Below are 17,604 nucleotides of genomic sequence, written 5' to 3' on the forward strand. Positions count from 1 at the left end.
GTGTCAGTGGAACTTTGGCAGCAGTGCGTGGAGCTTCTGCGCGATGAACTGCCTGCCCAGCAATTCAACACCTGGATCCGTCCGCTACAGGTCGAAGCCGAAGGCGACGAGTTGCGCGTCTATGCGCCCAACCGCTTCGTTCTCGATTGGGTCAATGAAAAGTACCTTGGCCGTTTGCTGGAGCTGCTTGGCGAACAGGGCAGCGGCATTGCGCCCGCCCTTTCCTTATTAATAGGCAGCCGCCGCAGCTCGGCGCCGCGCGCCGCCCCCAACGCGCCGGTAAGCGCCGCGGTCGCGGCGCAGCAGGCACAAGTTCAGCAGAGCGCACAGGTCGTGCGTCCGCTCGAGCCGGCCAGCACACCTGCGGCCGAGCCGGCAGTCGTCGCCGAAGCCGTTGAAGAGCCAAGCTCCCGTGACAGTTTCGACAGCATGGCCGAACCAACGCCTGCGCCAGCCACCAGCGGGCGCACCGAACAGCGCACGGTGCAGGTCGAGGGCGCGCTCAAGCACACCAGCTACCTGAACCGTACCTTTACCTTTGAAACCTTCGTCGAGGGTAAGTCCAACCAGCTGGCCCGCGCAGCGGCCTGGCAGGTGGCCGACAACCCCAAGCATGGCTACAACCCATTGTTCCTTTATGGCGGCGTTGGCTTGGGTAAGACCCACTTGATGCACGCTGTGGGTAACCACCTGCTGAAGAAGAACCCGAATGCCAAGGTGGTGTACCTGCATTCGGAGCGTTTCGTCGCCGACATGGTCAAGGCGCTGCAACTCAACGCCATCAACGAATTCAAGCGCTTCTACCGTTCGGTCGACGCGCTGCTGATCGACGATATCCAGTTCTTTGCCCGCAAGGAGCGTTCGCAGGAGGAGTTTTTCCACACCTTCAACGCCCTGCTTGAGGGTGGCCAGCAGGTGATCCTCACCAGTGACCGCTACCCGAAGGAAATCGAAGGCCTGGAAGAACGCCTGAAATCGCGCTTCGGCTGGGGCTTGACCGTGGCGGTCGAGCCGCCTGAGCTGGAAACCCGCGTGGCGATCCTGATGAAGAAGGCCGACCAGGCCAAGGTCGAACTGCCGCACGACGCCGCGTTCTTCATTGCCCAGCGCATTCGTTCCAACGTGCGCGAACTGGAAGGCGCCTTGAAACGGGTGATCGCCCACTCGCACTTCATGGGCCGCGATATCACCATCGAGCTGATCCGGGAATCGCTCAAGGACTTGTTGGCACTGCAGGACAAGCTGGTCAGTGTGGATAACATCCAGCGCACCGTGGCCGAGTACTACAAGATCAAGATCTCCGATCTGCTGTCCAAGCGTCGCTCACGCTCCGTGGCGCGCCCGCGCCAGGTAGCCATGGCATTGTCGAAAGAGCTGACCAACCACAGCTTGCCGGAAATCGGCGACATGTTTGGTGGCCGCGACCATACCACCGTGCTGCACGCCTGCCGCAAGATCAACGAACTGAAGGAATCCGACGCGGACATCCGCGAGGACTACAAGAACCTGCTGCGTACGCTGACGACCTGATGGCCGTCTGCGCAGCTTATTGAAGGCAAGGGACTAGACCATGCATTTCACCATTCAACGCGAAGCCCTGTTGAAACCCCTGCAACTGGTCGCAGGCGTCGTCGAGCGCCGCCAGACCTTGCCGGTACTGTCCAACGTGCTGCTGGTCGTGCAAGGCCAGCAGTTGTCGTTGACCGGTACCGACCTGGAAGTCGAACTGGTTGGCCGCGTCCAGCTGGAAGAACCCGCGGAGCCGGGCGAGATCACGGTCCCGGCGCGCAAGCTGATGGACATCTGCAAGAGCCTGCCCAGCGATGTGCTGATCGACATCAAGGTCGATGAGCAGAAGCTACTGGTCAAGGCCGGCCGCAGCCGTTTCACCCTGTCGACCCTGCCGGCCAATGACTTCCCGACTGTGGAAGAAGGCCCGGGCTCGCTGACCTGCAACCTCGAGCAGAGCAAGTTGCGCCGCCTCATCGAGCGCACCAGCTTTGCCATGGCCCAGCAGGACGTACGTTATTACCTCAACGGCATGCTGCTGGAAGTGTCCACCGACACCCTGCGCGCCGTTGCCACCGACGGTCACCGCCTGGCCCTGTGTGCCATGCAGGCGCCAATCGGCCAGGCGGACCGCCACCAGGTCATCGTGCCGCGCAAGGGTATCCTCGAACTGGCGCGCCTGCTCACCGATCCGGAAGGCATGGTCAGCATCGTCCTCGGCCAGCACCACATTCGCGCGACCACCGGTGAATTCACCTTCACCTCCAAACTGGTCGATGGCAAGTTCCCGGACTACGAGCGCGTGCTGCCCAAGGGCGGCGACAAGCTGGTGATCGGCGATCGCCAAGCCCTGCGCGAAGCGTTCAGCCGTACCGCGATCCTGTCCAACGAGAAGTACCGCGGTATTCGCCTGCAACTGGCTGCCGGCCAACTGAAGATCCAGGCCAATAACCCGGAGCAGGAAGAAGCGGAAGAAGAAATCAGCGTCGACTACAACGGCAGCTCGCTGGAGATTGGTTTCAACGTCAGCTACCTGCTGGACGTGCTGGGCGTCATGACCACTGAACAGGTTCGCCTGATTCTGTCCGACTCCAACAGCAGCGCCCTGCTGCAGGAAGCCGGCAATGACGACTCGTCCTACGTTGTCATGCCGATGCGTCTGTAACCTAAAGCAGGCGACATGTCCCTTCGACGTCTCTCGGTCACCGCGGTGCGCAACCTGCACCCGGTGACCCTCTCACCCTCCCCCCGCATCAATATCCTTTACGGCGCCAACGGCAGCGGCAAGACCAGTGTGCTCGAAGCTGTGCACCTGCTTGGGTTGGCGCGTTCGTTCCGCAGTACCCGACTGAACCCGGTGATCCAGTACGAGCAAGCGACTTGCACGGTGTTCGGCGAGGTCGAGCTGGCCGAAGGTGGCACCAGCAACCTCGGGGTTTCGCGGGAGCGGCAAGGCGAGTTCACCATCCGCATCGATGGGCAGAATGCCCGCAGCGCTGCGCAACTGGCCGAAATGTTGCCGCTGCAACTGATCAACCCGGACAGTTTCAGGTTACTCGAGGGCGCCCCCAAGGTGCGTCGGCAGTTTCTCGATTGGGGTGTGTTCCACGTGGAACCACGTTTCATGGCCACCTGGCAGCGCCTGCAGAAGGCCCTGCGACAGCGGAACTCGTGGCTGCGGCATGGTACACTGGACGCCGTTTCGCAAGCCGCCTGGGATCGGGAGCTGTGCCTCGCCAGTGCGGAATTGGATGAATACCGTCGCAACTATATCAAGGCCTTGAAGCCCGTCTTCGAGCGGACCCTGAGCGAGCTGGTCGAACTGGACGGGCTGACCCTGAGCTACTACCGCGGCTGGGATAAGGACCGGGAACTCAACGAAGTCCTCGCTACTTCCCTGCTTCGCGATCAGCAGATGGGCCATACCCAGGCCGGTCCCCAGCGCGCCGATCTACGCCTGCGATTGGGCGCGAACAACGCGGCTGACATTCTTTCGCGGGGCCAGCAAAAGCTGGTGGTGTGTGCCTTGCGAATTGCCCAAGGGCATTTGGTCAGCCAGGTTCGCCGCGGTCAGTGTATTTATCTGGTGGATGACTTGCCGTCCGAGTTGGACGAGCAGCATCGCCGCGCCCTGTGCCGCTTGCTTGAAGAATTGAACTGCCAGGTGTTCATCACCTGTGTAGACCACGAATTTCTGAGGGAAGGCTGGCAGACGGAAACGCCAGTCGCCTTGTTCCACGTGGAACAGGGCCGTATCACCCAGAGCCACGACCATCGGGAGTGAAGGCATGAGCGAAAATCAAACGTACGACTCCTCCAGCATCAAGGTGCTGAAAGGGCTGGATGCCGTACGCAAACGTCCCGGCATGTACATTGGCGACACCGATGACGGCAGCGGCCTGCACCACATGGTGTTCGAGGTGGTCGACAACTCGATCGACGAAGCCCTGGCCGGGCACTGCGATGACATCACCGTCATCATTCACCCGGACGAATCCATCAGCGTCCGTGATAACGGCCGTGGTATTCCGGTCGACGTGCATAAAGAAGAAGGCGTTTCCGCAGCCGAGGTCATCATGACCGTGCTGCACGCCGGCGGTAAGTTCGACGACAACTCCTACAAGGTATCCGGCGGTCTGCACGGTGTAGGTGTGTCGGTGGTGAACGCCCTGTCCGAGAAACTGGTGCTCACCGTTCGCCGTAGCGGCAAGATCTGGGAACAGACTTACGTCCACGGTGTTCCACAAGCGCCTATGGCTGTGGTCGGTGATAGCGAAACCACCGGCACCCACATCCACTTCAAGCCATCGGCGGAAACCTTCAAGAACATCCACTTCAGCTGGGACATCCTCGCCAAGCGCATTCGCGAGCTGTCTTTCCTGAACTCTGGTGTTGGCATCCTGCTGAAGGACGAGCGCTCCGGCAAGGAAGAGTTCTTCCGTTACGAAGGTGGCCTGCGCGCATTCGTTGAATACCTCAACACCAACAAGACCCCGGTCAACTCCCAGGTCTTCCACTTCAACGTCCAGCGTGACGATGGCGTGGGTGTCGAAGTCGCCCTGCAGTGGAACGACAGCTTCAACGAAAACCTGCTGTGCTTCACCAACAACATTCCCCAGCGCGACGGTGGCACCCACCTGGTCGGCTTCCGCTCCTCGCTGACCCGTAGCTTGAACAGCTACATCGAGCAGGAAGGTCTGGCCAAGAAGAACAAGGTCGCCACCACCGGTGATGACGCCCGTGAGGGCCTGACCGCGATCATCTCGGTCAAGGTACCGGATCCGAAGTTCAGCTCGCAGACCAAGGACAAGCTGGTTTCCTCGGAGGTGAAGACCGCCGTGGAACAGGAGATGAACAAGTACTTCGCCGACTTCCTGTTGGAGAACCCCAACGAAGCCAAGGCCGTGGTCGGCAAGATGATCGACGCCGCCCGTGCTCGCGAAGCAGCGCGCAAGGCCCGTGAGATGACCCGCCGTAAAGGCGCGCTGGATATCGCCGGCCTGCCGGGCAAACTGGCCGACTGCCAGGAGAAGGACCCTGCCCTTTCCGAACTGTACCTGGTGGAGGGTGACTCCGCGGGTGGTTCGGCCAAGCAAGGCCGCAACCGTCGCACCCAGGCGATCCTGCCGCTGAAGGGCAAGATCCTCAACGTCGAGAAGGCACGCTTCGACAAGATGATCTCGTCCCAGGAGGTCGGCACGCTGATCACCGCCCTGGGCTGTGGCATCGGCCGCGAAGAGTACAACATCGACAAGCTGCGTTATCACAACATCATCATCATGACCGATGCTGACGTCGACGGTTCGCACATCCGTACCCTGCTGCTGACCTTCTTCTTCCGTCAGTTGCCAGAGCTGGTCGAGCGTGGCTACATCTATATCGCCCAGCCACCGCTGTACAAGGTGAAGAAAGGCAAGCAGGAGCAGTACATCAAGGACGACGAGGCCATGGAAGAGTACATGACCCAGTCGGCCCTGGAAGACGCCAGCCTGCACCTGGACGAGTCGGCACCGGCGGTTTCCGGTGTGCAGCTCGAAGCGCTGGTCAACGAATTCCGCGCCGTGATGAAGACGCTCAAGCGTCTGTCGCGCCTGTACCCGGAAGAGCTGACCGAGCACTTCATCTACCTGCCGGAAGTCACCCTGGAGCAACTGGCCAACCATGCCACCATGCAGGATTGGTTGAGCAAGTTCCAGGAGCGCCTGAACAATAGCCAGAAGTCCGGTCTCAGCTACGTGACCAGCCTGCGCGAAGACAAGGAGCGCAACATCTGGCTGCCGGAAGTGGAAATCACTTCCCACGGCCTGGCCAGCTACGTCACCTTCAACCGCGAGTTCTTCGGCAGCAACGACTACCGCTCGGTGGTCAACCTGGGCGCCAAGCTCGGCACCTTGCTCGGCGAAGGTGCCTACGTTCAGCGTGGCGAGCGTCGCAAGGCGGTCACCGAGTTCAAGGAAGGCCTGGACTGGCTGATGAACGAGAGCACCAAGCGTCACACTATCCAGCGATACAAAGGGTTGGGTGAGATGAACCCGGACCAGTTGTGGGAAACCACCATGGACCCGACCGTGCGCCGTATGCTCAAGGTGACCATCGAGGACGCGATCGCCGCCGACCAGCTGTTCAACACCCTGATGGGCGATGCGGTCGAGCCACGTCGTGACTTCATCGAAAGTAACGCGCTGTCGGTGTCCAACCTGGACTTCTGATAGCGCTATATGTACTAGTAGATCAAAGAAAATAGCCCGCGAAAGCGGGCTTTTTCTTTGGTGACTGACTCGTGTTACCGAGGGACTATCGAGTGGCTGATGCAATGGTTAGCTGAACAGGTGTCGAGGGAACCCTGTGACTGGTAATCCCATTGCCTCATAAGTGCATCCCGGTAGGTTTGGCTTGGTGTCCACCAAGGATCCGACCTCCCGGATCCAAGTTGAGCTTGGTGCTATTCGCTTGAGCAAGAACCAAATTATGGATATCAACCCGTACAGCCGCTTTCGAGAGCTTTCGTTGAGCTGCAGGGGCTGAAAGTACGGGTGATTGGCTGGCACCGAGAGAGGATTTGGCGAGGCCTGGTTCCAGATTCGGGTATGGTGAGCGCAGCGATTGCGCAGGTGGCTGATCTGTTGTAGCCAGCGACTGAACATTTTCGCGTCTGAGAGACCTAGTCGGCCAAGGATCAAGTTCTGGTACTTCCCAGAAAGCAACTCGAAGAATTCGGAGAGGTCCCCGAAATCCCAGGCCTCCACCGCAACCCAGACTGGAATGGATTTTTTCGCTTGCATGTGCCACTGAATACAGTCTTCCTTGCTGCGCTTCAAATGTGACTCTTGCTTGATGCTCCATTCGAGCCATTTGTTACGCGGGTTGCCATTACGATCGGTGTATGGCTGGGTCCATTTCGGCAGGATGTATTTCACGTCTGTATACGCCATGGGGTCGTGATAGCCGATCTCATGTGCAACTACAGTTTTTAGATGTACCTCCAGACGCTCGATCGCATCCAGCATGAGCATCCTCAAGGTCTTGTCGAACTTGTAAAGCGAAACGGCATCTTCGAAGGCTGTACCTGGTTCGAATGCATCCAGCCGAATGGGCTTTCTAGATATGCTGCACAACAGACGTTGTTGATGGGGGTCAAGATGGAATTGGCGTGCGGGATACCAGAATCCACTCAGCCGGTAGTAGCCGAGCTGGGCCAGTTTACGCTCGGTCCGCGTCGTATCTTCGATATGCATGCCCCGCTCCGCCAGTATCGCTACCAGATCGGTATAGCTACGGAAAGGCTTGGGAGGTGATAGCTGCGGCACTTTTCCATGTCCCAGATACGAGAAGGCCCGAACGTAATGCCGGACTAAGCCAGCACCAGAGGATCGGGCGCGATTGAGTTCAGTCTGCCGATAGTTGTATCAATCGTCAACCGAATTCGGTTGACGATTCTGGTACTGAAAGCGCGTAGCGAAACTTCCTAGTAGCGTTTACCAGGTTTCGGATCGTTGGATTTGCAAAGCATTCTTTCAACGTTCCACGTGGAACATGTGATTCAGAGGCCCAACGTCTTCAGGCGTCTGTACAAGGTGCGCTCACTCATTCCCAAGTATTCGGCCAGTTCACTGCGTGAGCCTTTAAAGGTTTCCAGGGCATGAGCTAACTCGGCCATTGTGTTGCGTCCGTGAGCGGGGAACAGCTTCTGCTTCGCCGTCGGCTGGATATCCGGAGGCAGGTGTTCTGGCCGGATAAAACCATCATCGGCGAAAAGATGGGCGCGCTCTAGGATATTCCTGAGTTCGCGAATGTTGCCCGGGAAGCTATGTAGGTTGAGCCACGCCAGAGCTTCTGGAGTTACTTTGGGAGACTGCTTGCCAGCAAGACGCTGCAAAAGGCTTTCACACAGCAGAGGCAAATCTTCTGCCCGTTCACGCAGCGAAGGCAGGCGAATCGGGAATCCACTGATGCGGTAATACAGGTCTTCGCGGAACGTCCCTTCGGCCGCCATCTCTTTCAATGGCTTGTGCGTGGCTGATACCAGGCGAAAGTCCGAATGGACCGTGCGGGTGCTGCCGACAGGCCGGAAGCTGCCTGATTCGATCAGGCGCAGCAACTTTACCTGCATGGCCAATGGCACCTCGCCGATCTCATCGAGGAACAGTGTGCCGCCGTGAGCGGCTTCGGCCAGGCCGATCTTGCGCTGGGTTGCACCCGTGAAAGCGCCCTTCTCGTAGCCGAACAGCTCGCTCTCGAACAGTGACTCGGTCAGCCCGGTACAGTCCACCACCACCAAGGGGCCATTGGCCCGAGGGCTGCCCAGGTGCAAGGCGCGGGCGAACAGTTCCTTGCCGGTTCCCGATTCGCCTTGCAGCAGTACCGGAATCTGCGCCGGTGCCGCTCGCTGCAAACTGGCGACTGCCGCCTGGAACGCGGGTGCACGACCGACCAAGCCCTGCTGTTGCGGTTGTGCCGATGCCAGGGTGACGCTGGTGAGGCGTTCGACGAAGGCCACCACCCTGCCCTCGTCGTCGAGGATCGGGCGCAGTTCCACATCCACATGCTCAGGTCCGCGCGGGGTGTGATGAATATGCAGCACGCGCTCGGGTACCTTGCTGCCCAGCGACTTGCGCAGCGGGCAGTGCTCACCGGCCTGGTCGCATGGAACGGCATAGTGGTGCGAGACGCGATGACATTTCTCGCCGATCGGCGCATGCGTCTCGCTGCCAAACTGGCGACGATAGGCGGCATTGGCGGCGAGGATGTTGTAGTCGGTATCCAGCACGATGCTGGGTAGCACATCGTGTTCGAGATAGGACACCAGCGCGAGGATCGCGGGATGGGAAGCGGCTAGCATGACAGCACCAGATGAAGGACCTGGCGAGGGTAGCAAGGACTGCCAAACACTGCCATTGGCTGACAGTCGACTGCCAGGAACTGTCACCTTTGGTTGGCTGGGATAGGGCTGCTGCGCGGCCCATCGCGGCACGAGGCCGCCCCTACAAGGGGACGGCGTCCTATCTGAAAGGCTGGCATGTATCTTGATAAAGCACCTTCCACTGCCTATGCCTTCAAGGAGGCCCGGTGGATAACTGGAGAGTGCAATGATCATCGGCAACAACCTTCACGTTGAAGAGTTCTTCGACAAAGCGACCTGGACCATCAGCTACCTGGTCATGGATGGCGAGACGCGCCAGTGCGCGCTGATCGACAGCGTGCTGGACTACGACCCCAAGTCTGGGCGCACCAGCACCGATTCGGCAGACAAGCTGATCGCCCGGGTCGAGGCGCTGGGCGCCAAGGTGCAATGGATTCTGGATACCCATGTGCACGCCGATCACCTGTCCGCAGCGGCCTATCTCAAGGACAAGCTGGGGGGCAGCATCGCCATCGGCGCGCAGATCACCCAGGTGCAGAAAGTCTTTGGCACCTTGTTCAATGCCGAGCCCGGCTTTGCCCGAGATGGCAGCCAGTTCGATGTACTGCTCGTTGATGAAGAGGGCTTTCGCATCGGCAACCTCCATGCCCGTGCCCTGCATACCCCTGGACATACCCCGGCATGCATGAGCTACATGGTCGAGGATGCAGGCGAGATTGCCGTATTCGTCGGCGACACGCTGTTCACCCCTGACTACGGTACCGCGCGCTGCGACTTCCCCGGCGCCAGCGCGAGAACCCTGTACCGCTCGATTCGTCGCTTGCTGGCCTTCCCCGACCAGACCCGTCTGTTCATGTGCCACGACTACCTGCCCGGTGGCCGCGAGCTGCGCTACATGACCACCGTGGCCGAACAGCGCGCCGACAATATTCATATCCATGAAGGCGTCAGCGAAGAGAGCTTCGTCGAGATGCGCGAGGCCCGTGACAAGACCCTCGACATGCCCGTGCTGATCCTGCCGTCGGTGCAGATCAACATGCGCAGCGGACAGTTCCCCGAGCCTGAAGCGAATGGCGTGAGCTACCTGAAGATTCCGCTGAACAAGCTGTAAGTCACGCTGCACCCATAACGAGATTCAAAGGAACACTGCCATGCCTGCCCTGCTGTCCCCTGCCGATACATCCCGTGCCGACCACCACAAGGTGGTGATCGTCGGTGCCGGTGCCGCTGGCATCGCCACCGCTTCCAGCCTGATGGCCCGCGACCCTTCGCTGGACATCGCCCTGATCGACCCTGCCGATGTGCATTACTACCAGCCCGGCTGGACCATGGTCGGTGCCGGCGTGTTCAAGGCGCCGAGCACTGCGCACACCATGGCTGCCACCCTGCCCCGCGGCGTGCGCTGGATCAAGGCGCGGGTCGAGGGCTTTGACCCGCAAGGTCAATTGGTCATCCTCGACGATGGCCGCGCCGTCAGTTATGAACAACTGGTGGTCTGCCCAGGGCTGAAGCTGGATTGGCAGGCCATCGAAGGCCTGAGCGAAACCCTCGGACGCAACGGCGTCACCTCCAACTACCGCTACGACCTGGCGCCTTATACCTGGCAACTGGTGCAGAACCTCAAGCAAGGGCGCGCCCTGTTCACCCAGCCGCCGATGCCGATCAAATGTGCCGGTGCCCCGCAGAAGGCGCTGTACCTGTCCTGCGACCACTGGTTGCGCAACGGCCAGCTGGGCGATGTAAGGGCCAGCTTCTTCAATGCCGGGGCGGTGTTGTTCGGTGTGCCAGACTATGTGCCGGCGCTGATGAGCTACATCGACAAGTACGGCGTCGATCTGAACTACCAGCATCGCCTGACGGCGGTGGACGGCCCGAATAAGCGCGCTACCTTTGTCCGCACTCTGCCCGACGGCAGCACCGAGACCCGAGTCGAGGCCTTTGACATGCTGCATGTGGTGCCACCTCAGGTGGCGCCTGATTTCATCCGCCAGAGCCCACTGGCCGATGCGGCGGGTTGGGTCGACGTCGATCCGCATACCTTGCGCCATCGCCAGTTCGGTAATGTCCACGCGCTGGGCGATGTGGCCAATACCAGCAACGCCAAGACCGCCGCCGCTGCCCGCAAGCAGGCGCCGGTGGTGGCCAACAACGTGCTGGTGGCCCTCGGTCGCTTGTCGACCCTGGCCCAGTACGACGGTTATGGCTCCTGCCCGCTGACCGTGGAGCGCGGCAAAATCGTCCTGGCCGAGTTCACCTATGGCGGCAAGGTGGCGCCGAGCTTCCCTCGCTGGCTGCTCGATGGGCGCAAACCCACCCGCCTGGCCTGGTTGCTCAAGGCGCAGATCCTGCCGCCGCTGTACTGGAAGGCCATGCTCAAGGGCCGCGAGTGGCTGGCTCGACCGCAACCTCTGGTGGTCGAGGCGCAACGGTGATCGAGCAGCAAATGCTGGGCGCCGGGCTTGGCGCAGTCATTGGCGCGGTGTTGGCCCTGACCGGCGCCGGCGGAGGCATCCTGGCGGTGCCACTACTGGTGTTCGGCCTGGGGCTGAGCATGGTCGAGGCTGCGCCGATTGGCCTGCTGGCTGTGGGGTTGGCAGCATTGGTCGGGGCAGTGCTCGGGCTGCGCCAGGGTTTGGTGCGCTATCGAGCGGCCCTGTTCATCGCGGTAATCGGCATTGCCTGCGCACCCTTCGGTCTGATGCTCGCCCATCGCTTGCCTAATACACCGCTGGCCTTGGTATTTGCCGGGGTGCTGGTGTATGCCTGCCTGCGGATCTGGCGCAAGGCCGCTCGAGAACTGCGTGGTGAATCACCCTGCGGGGAGCGGGAGATCATGCCCTGTGTGCTCAACCCGCTGCAGGGGCGCCTGCGCTGGACCCTGCCCTGCGCCCGGGCGTTGGCGTTCACCGGGATGCTCTCGGGGTTGCTCTCAGGGTTGTTGGGCGTCGGCGGTGGATTCGTGATCATCCCGGCGCTGAACCGCTATACCAACCTGAACATGAAAAGCATCGTCGCCACCTCGCTGGCGGTGATCGCCCTGGTGTCCACTGGCAGTGTGGTCAGCGCCAGCGTGGCGGGGGTCATGCACTGGTGGGTCGGGGCGCCGTTCGCCGTGGGGGCGGTGCTGGGCTTGCTGCTGGCGCGGCCATTGGCGAGCAAGCTGGCTGGTCCACGCCTGCAGCAGCTGTTCGCCGTGGTGGGGTGTGGCGCCGCCGTGCTGCTGGCCGCCAAGGCGTTACTCGGCTAGCAACGCGTCCTGCTCGGCGGCACACAACGCCAGCAGATAGTCCCAGACCACCCGCAGGCGTACCGACTTGTGCAGCTCGCGGCGGGTGCAGATCCAGTAGCTGCGCTGGATGGTTTCGCTGGGCAGGACGCGCACCAGTCCCGGGTTGTGGCGGGCCATGTAGTTGGGCAGCACGGCGATGCCCAGCCCGGCCTGGGCGGCTTGCTGCTGGGCGATCACGCTGGTGCTGCGGAACACCACGTTCGGTGCTCGGCAAAAGCTGTTGAGGAACAACAGCTCCTGGCTGAACAGCAGGTCGTCGACATAGCCGATCCAGCTGTGTCGGGCCAGGTCCTCGCGGCTGTGTAGGGGCGGTGCGCGGTCCAGGTAGTCCTGGCTGGCGTACAGGGCCAGGCGGTAGTCGGTGAGCTTGCGGGTGATCAACAGGTCGGCGCTGGGGCGTTCCAGGTGGATGCTGATCTCGGCTTCGCGGTTGAGGATGCTGACGAAGCGCGGCACCGCCACCAGTTCCACTTCGAGCCCCGGGTAGCGCTGGAACAACGCGTTCATGCGCGGGGTGAAGAACATGATGCCGATGCCTTCGGTGACCCCCAGGCGGATCTTGCCCAGTGGCGTGATGGCCTGGGTGATCTCTTCCTGCGCCAGCAGGGCGACATTTTCCATGGCCTCGGCATGTTTGAGCAGGGCCTGGCCGGACGGGGTGAGTTCATAGCCCTGGGCGTGCTGGACGAACAGCGCGGTGCCCAGGTGCTTCTCGATGCTCTCGATATGCCGGGCCACGGTGCTGTGGGTGGTGTTGAGGCGCTTGGCGGCGGTGAGCAGGCGGCCGCTGCGCTGCAACTCGAGGAAAAACCGCAGATCGTTCCAGTCGAACATGCTGATCCTTTTGGCTGTTCGCGTTGGCCCTTTCGCGGTTAAACCCGCTCCCACAGGGTCAATGCCAAACTCAGGATTGGCAGTGAACCTGTGGGAGCGGGTTTACCCGCGAATGGGCCAGCTCAGGTATGACGCTGTGCTAAAACGCACAACGGCTGCGCGAAATCTCGTGTTTCCTCGGCGAAATTAATCAATAAGATGGATCGGGACAAGAATAATAATCAGGCGCGAGGTTGCACATGCCATCAGCCGATTCTGTCTACGACTACGTGGTCGTGGGTGCCGGCCCCGCCGGTTGCCTGCTGGCCAACCGCTTGTCCGCCGACCCTGCCTGCCGCGTCCTGCTGCTCGAGGCCGGTGGTCGCGACAACTATCCCTGGATTCACATCCCGGTCGGTTACCTCTATTGCATCGGCAACCCACGCACCGACTGGTGCTTCAAGACCGAGGCCCAGCCAGGCCTGAACGGCCGTGCCCTGGGTTATCCACGGGGCAAGGTGCTGGGAGGCTGCTCGTCGATCAACGGCATGATCTACATGCGCGGCCAGGCCGCCGACTATGATCGCTGGGCCGAGCAAGGCAATGATGGCTGGGCGTGGAAGGATGTGCTGCCCTTGTTCAAGGCCAGCGAGAACCACTTTGCCGGCACCAGCGACAGCCACGGCGCCGACGGCGAATGGCGGGTCGAGCAGCAGCGCTACAGCTGGCCGATCCTAGATGCCTTCCGCGATGCCGCCGAGCAGAGTGGCATCGCCATGGTCGGCGACTTCAACACGGGCGACAACGCCGGCTGTGGATACTTTCAGGTCAACCAGCGCAGCGGCGTGCGCTGGAACTCGGCCAAGGCGTTTCTCAGGCCTGTTCTAAAACGACCGAACCTCACGGTCTTGACCGGCGTGCAGGTCGACCAGGTGCTGCTCAACAACACCCGTGCCCGGGCCGTGAAGGCGCTCTGGCAAGGGGCATGGCATGAGTTCGGCGCCCGTCGCGAGATCATCCTGTGTGCGGGGGCGGTGGGTTCGCCCGGCATTCTGCAGCGCTCCGGCATTGGCCCGCGCAAGTTGCTGGAAGACCTGGGCATCCCGGTGCGCCACGACATGCCCGGAGTGGGCGGTAACCTGCAGGATCACCTGCAACTGCGATTGATCTACCAGATCCGCAATACTCGCACCCTCAACCAGATGGCCAACAGCCTGTGGGGCAAGCTGGGCATGGGCCTGCGCTATGCCTTTGACCGCAGCGGCCCGTTGGCCATGGCGCCGAGCCAGCTGGGAGCCTTCGCCCGATCCGGCCCCGAGCAGGCGACCGCCAACCTGCAATACCATGTGCAGCCATTGTCGCTGGAGCGCTTTGGCGAACCGCTGCATGAGTTCCCGGCCTTCACCGCCTCGGTGTGCAACCTGCGCCCGGCAAGCCGTGGACGGATCGACATTCGCTCGGCAGACATGAACGCCGCGCCGCTGATCGACCCCAACTACCTCAGTGACCCCGAGGACCTGCGCGTTGCCGCCGATGCCATCCGCCTCACCCGGCGCATTGTCCAGGCCCCTGCCCTGGCGGCCTTCGATCCTCGCGAGTACCTGCCAGGCCCTGCCCTGCAGAGCGAGGAAGAGCTGCACCAGGCCGCCGGCCAGATCGGCACCACCATCTTCCACCCGGTGGGCACCTGCCGCATGGGCAGTGGCGCGCTGGATGTTGTGGATAACCAGCTGCGCGTGCATGGCATTCCGGGGCTGCGCGTGGCCGACGCCTCGATCATGCCGCAGATTGTCTCCGGCAATACCTGTTCACCCACGGTCATGATTGCCGAAAAGGCGGCACAACTGATCATCAAGGGGGCCAATACCCAGACCAACCTCAGCGACGCCAGCGCGATACCGACGCCCTGACCCGGGTGTTTGCAACAGCGGCGGCTTGTGGTCGCAAGCCGCCGGCAGTGGAACAACAAGAATAATCACTGTGGCCCGCGGGCCGAGGACAGCAACGATGTCGGATTACATCCAGGAACAGGGGGCGGCCGCGAGCAGCCCAAGCCGTCGTGAAGAGCGCAAGATCATTTTCGCGTCATCCCTCGGGACGGTGTTCGAGTGGTATGACTTTTTTCTCTATGGCGCGCTGGCCGCGGTCATCAGCAAGCAGTTCTTCGCTGGGGTCAACGACACCACCGCCTTCATCTTCGCCCTGATGGCCTTCGCCGCCGGCTTCCTGGTGCGCCCGTTCGGCGCGCTGGTGTTCGGTCGCCTGGGCGACATGATCGGGCGCAAGTACACCTTCCTGGTGACCATCGTGCTGATGGGCCTGTCCACTTTCGCGGTCGGCCTGCTGCCGACCTACGCCAGCATCGGCATCGCCGCGCCGATCATCCTGGTGGTGCTGCGCATGCTCCAGGGCTTGGCGCTGGGCGGTGAATACGGCGGCGCGGCCACCTATGTCGCTGAACACGCGCCACCCGGCAAGCGTGGTTTCCATACCGGCTTCATCCAGTCCACCGCCACCCTCGGCCTGCTGCTGTCACTGGTCGTGGTCCTGGCCAGCCGCTACATCAGCGGCGACCAGTTCGAAACCTGGGGCTGGCGCCTGCCGTTCCTGCTGTCGATCGTGCTGCTGGCGATTTCCACTTGGATCCGCATGAGCATGCATGAGTCGCCGGCCTTCGTGAAAATGAAGGCCCAGGGCAAGGTCAGCAAGTCGCCGATCCGTGAGTCGTTCACCTCCTGGCCGAACCTGAAGGTGGTGCTTACGGCGCTGTTCAGCATCAATGCCGGGCAGGCGGTGACCTTCTACACCGCGCAGTTCTACGTGCTGTTCTTCATGACCCAGATGCTCAAGATGGACCCGGCCCAGGCCAACACCCTGCTGATCATCAGCGTGGTGATCGGTGCGCCGTTCTTCGTGTTCTTCGGTTGGCTGTCGGATCGGGTCGGGCGCAAGCCGATCCTGATGCTTGGCCTGTTGCTGGCGACGGTGCTGTACTTCCCGTTGTTCAAGGCCCTGAGCCATTACGCCAACCCGCAGATCGACACCGCCAGTCGCCAGGCACCGATCGTCGTCACCGCCGACCCCCAGGGCTGCACCTTCCAGTTCGACCCGGTGGGCAAGGCACGCTTCGACAGCCCATGCGACAAGGTCAAGACGTTCCTGGTCAAGCAAGGGCTACCCTACAGCTCGGTGAGTGTCGCCGGCAGCGAGGTGATCGTCAGCGTCGGCGACAAGACCATCAATGGTTTCGACGAAGCGGCCATGCGTAGCGCCATCGATAGCGCCGGCTACCCGGCCAAGGCGGATCCCGCGCATGTGAACCAAGTGATGGTGGTGGTGCTGATCGTCGCCATGATCCTGATCGCCACCATGACCTACGGGCCGTTGGCGGCGGTGATGGTCGAGCTGTTCCCCACGCGCATCCGCTATACCTCGATGTCCCTGCCTTATCACATTGGTAATGGCTGGTTCGGTGGCTTCCTACCGACAGTGTCGTTCGCGTTGGTGGTGTACACCGGGGATATCTTCTATGGGCTGTGGTACCCGGTGCTGATTACCGGGGTGAGCCTGGTGGTGGGGATCTTCTGCCTGAAAGAGACCCGGGATGTGGATATCGACAAGGTCTGAGTTTGTCGCTGGCTTCTTCGCGGGTAAACCCGCTCCCACATACCCGCGAAAAAGCCTGCAGCGATTTCAGCCCATGAAAAAACCGGCGTAAAAGCCGGTTTTTTTATCGCGGGAAAAAACTTATGCACGATTTTCGAAAAAACGTCATACATGGAAATAAATAGCTAATTCAATCACTTAGCTATGTATTGAGACGCTTCATCCAAAAATTGCTAACAAGTTATCCACAGATCGTCAGGCAGGCTGCTGCTCAGGTTTTTCCGCGCTTGGCGGCAGCGAACCCATGGCCCGCTGGGTCGCCTCGTTCCATGCCTGGGCACGGTCGTTGAGCTCGGCGATGGCACGCGGGCCAGTCCCCTCGGGGAACATCGGCTTGCCAATCACCACTTCGATGGTGCCCGGGCGCTTGCCCCAGCCTTCACGCGGCCAGAACTTGCCGGCGTTGTGGGCGATCGGCAGTACCGGCAGGCCGGCGTTCACCGCCAGCGCGGTGCCGCCGCGGGAGAACTTGCCCATCTGCCCATGCGGCACGCGAGTACCTTCGGGGAAGATCAGCACCCAGGTGCCCTGCTTGAGCAGCTCGTCGCCCTGGCTGGCGACCTGGCGCAGGGCCTCCTTCGGGTTTTTCCGGTCGATGGCGATCGGCCGCAGCATGGCCATGGCCCAGCCGAAGAACGGCACATACAGCAGTTCACGCTTGAGCACCTGGCTCAGCGGCGAGAAATACGCCGAGAGGAAGAACGTCTCCCAGGTACTCTGGTGGTTCGACAGGATCACGCAAGGTACGTCAGGCACGTTCTCGGCGCCGGTGACCTTGTAGTCGATCCGCAGGATCGTTCGCACCAGGAACAGCGCGCAGCGGCACCAGTACACGTTGATGAACTTGTAGCGCTTGGGGAACGGCAGGAAAGGCGCGACGAAGAAGCTCAGCGAGCACCACAGCAGCGAACTGGTGCCCAACAGCAGGTAAAAAAGAAAGATTCTGATCGCCTGCAGGATCGACATA

At 61.4% G+C, this 17,604-nt stretch carries 13 protein-coding genes; 9 read left to right on the forward strand and 4 right to left on the reverse strand.

All coding sequences use genetic code 11. The annotated features are described in order from the left end of the window. The 4 genes from dnaA to gyrB are packed head-to-tail and all read left to right on the forward strand — an operon-like array spanning position 1 to position 6,218. Entirely contained in the window at positions 1 to 1,530 is a 1,530-nt protein-coding gene (gene dnaA, locus HU772_RS00005) for a chromosomal replication initiator protein DnaA (protein ID WP_186652870.1), read from the forward strand. Between the two features lie 40 nt (positions 1,531 to 1,570). Beyond that, positions 1,571 to 2,674 carry a DNA polymerase III subunit beta gene (gene dnaN, locus HU772_RS00010; RefSeq protein ID WP_134689112.1) on the forward strand — a complete coding sequence of 368 codons (1,104 nt, stop codon included), beginning with the start codon at positions 1,571 to 1,573 and terminating at the stop codon, positions 2,672 to 2,674. Positions 2,675 to 2,689: 15 nt separating this feature from the next. After that, positions 2,690 to 3,793 (forward strand): DNA replication/repair protein RecF, encoded by a 1,104-nt coding sequence (gene recF / locus HU772_RS00015; RefSeq protein WP_186652868.1) that lies wholly within the window; start codon positions 2,690 to 2,692, stop codon positions 3,791 to 3,793. Between the two features lie 4 nt (positions 3,794 to 3,797). Further along, the gene (gyrB, locus tag HU772_RS00020) at positions 3,798 to 6,218 is read left to right on the forward strand and encodes a DNA topoisomerase (ATP-hydrolyzing) subunit B (RefSeq protein ID WP_186652866.1); all 2,421 of its coding nucleotides are present in this window, start codon (positions 3,798 to 3,800) and stop codon (positions 6,216 to 6,218) included. A 108-nt stretch (positions 6,219 to 6,326) separates the two neighbouring features. On the opposite strand, the gene HU772_RS00025 is transcribed toward gyrB, so the two are convergent. After that, positions 6,327 to 7,244, reverse strand: coding sequence for an Abi family protein (locus HU772_RS00025; RefSeq protein ID WP_186652863.1), 918 nt, complete (start codon positions 7,242 to 7,244; stop codon positions 6,327 to 6,329). Positions 7,245 to 7,549: 305 nt separating this feature from the next. Beyond that, positions 7,550 to 8,848, reverse strand: coding sequence for a sigma-54 interaction domain-containing protein (locus HU772_RS00030; protein WP_186652860.1), 1,299 nt, complete (start codon positions 8,846 to 8,848; stop codon positions 7,550 to 7,552). A gap of 247 nt (positions 8,849 to 9,095) precedes the next feature. On the opposite strand from HU772_RS00030, the gene HU772_RS00035 reads away from it, so the two are divergent. The 3 genes from HU772_RS00035 to HU772_RS00045 are packed head-to-tail and all read left to right on the forward strand — an operon-like array spanning position 9,096 to position 12,116. Then, positions 9,096 to 9,980 (forward strand): MBL fold metallo-hydrolase, encoded by an 885-nt coding sequence (locus tag HU772_RS00035; protein ID WP_186652858.1) that lies wholly within the window; start codon positions 9,096 to 9,098, stop codon positions 9,978 to 9,980. A 40-nt stretch (positions 9,981 to 10,020) separates the two neighbouring features. Beyond that, a complete protein-coding gene (locus tag HU772_RS00040; RefSeq protein ID WP_186652857.1) occupies positions 10,021 to 11,301 on the forward strand; it encodes an NAD(P)/FAD-dependent oxidoreductase in 1,281 nt (426 codons plus the stop codon). Beyond that, positions 11,298 to 12,116, forward strand: coding sequence for a sulfite exporter TauE/SafE family protein (locus HU772_RS00045; protein WP_186652856.1), 819 nt, complete (start codon positions 11,298 to 11,300; stop codon positions 12,114 to 12,116). The genes HU772_RS00040 and HU772_RS00045 overlap by 4 nt, the downstream gene beginning before the upstream one ends. On the opposite strand, the gene HU772_RS00050 is transcribed toward HU772_RS00045, so the two are convergent. Continuing rightward, positions 12,105 to 12,992, reverse strand: a complete 888-nt coding sequence (locus tag HU772_RS00050; protein WP_186652855.1) for a LysR family transcriptional regulator — start codon at positions 12,990 to 12,992, stop codon at positions 12,105 to 12,107. The genes HU772_RS00045 and HU772_RS00050 overlap by 12 nt on opposite strands. Positions 12,993 to 13,231: 239 nt before the next feature. Between HU772_RS00050 and HU772_RS00055 the strand changes: the two genes are divergently transcribed. Beyond that, positions 13,232 to 14,881, forward strand: a complete 1,650-nt coding sequence (locus HU772_RS00055; protein ID WP_186652853.1) for a GMC family oxidoreductase — start codon at positions 13,232 to 13,234, stop codon at positions 14,879 to 14,881. A gap of 97 nt (positions 14,882 to 14,978) precedes the next feature. Continuing rightward, entirely contained in the window at positions 14,979 to 16,598 is a 1,620-nt protein-coding gene (locus HU772_RS00060; RefSeq protein WP_186652852.1) for an MFS transporter, read from the forward strand. A gap of 234 nt (positions 16,599 to 16,832) precedes the next feature. On the opposite strand, the gene HU772_RS00065 is transcribed toward HU772_RS00060, so the two are convergent. Further along, positions 16,833 to 17,603: a lysophospholipid acyltransferase family protein gene (locus tag HU772_RS00065; protein WP_186652850.1), complete on the reverse strand. Its 771-nt coding sequence runs from the start codon at positions 17,601 to 17,603 to the stop codon at positions 16,833 to 16,835. Between the last annotated feature and the right edge of the window lies 1 nt (position 17,604).

Source organism: Pseudomonas xantholysinigenes, assembly GCF_014268885.2.
GTDB lineage: Bacteria > Pseudomonadota > Gammaproteobacteria > Pseudomonadales > Pseudomonadaceae > Aquipseudomonas > Aquipseudomonas xantholysinigenes.